Below are 408 nucleotides of genomic sequence, written 5' to 3' on the forward strand. Positions count from 1 at the left end.
TGATTAAGGCTTTGATTAAGGCTTTGATTAAGGCTTTGATTAAGGCGATCGCTTGTTTCCAGAAACGGGGTTTGTCTTTGTCAAAAAAACCGGGTTTCTTCAATTCTGAGTTGGTTTGGGATAAGTTTGTCAGTTTTCATCTGTCTGCAACCAGTGCACTAAATCCTCCATCCCCCGAAAATCTAACAAAGCCTCCGCCAACTCATCCTTTTGACCCGAGTTGAGAGATATCACCTGTTGCCGTTGCATATCCGACAACTCACCACAGCGACGGGTTAACTGTCGCAACAGCATCTCCGTCTGTGCTTCTTCGCGACCTTCTTCGCGACCTTCTTCGCGACCTTCTTCGCGACCTTCTTCGCGGCCCTTCTGCAACACATCCCGATAAAACCGGGTATCCTCAAGCCA

1 protein-coding gene is annotated in these 408 nt (G+C 48.0%); it reads right to left on the bottom strand.

Annotated features, from left to right (window positions below):
* Positions 1 to 129: 129 nt before the first annotated feature.
* A partial coding sequence (locus tag P5674_RS26030; protein ID WP_315670503.1) for a DUF4351 domain-containing protein occupies positions 130 to 408 on the bottom strand: 279 nt, incomplete at its 5' end.

Origin of the sequence: Limnospira sp. PMC 289.06, assembly GCF_032350395.1 — a bacterium.
Taxonomy (GTDB): domain Bacteria; phylum Cyanobacteriota; class Cyanobacteriia; order Cyanobacteriales; family Microcoleaceae; genus Limnospira; species Limnospira platensis.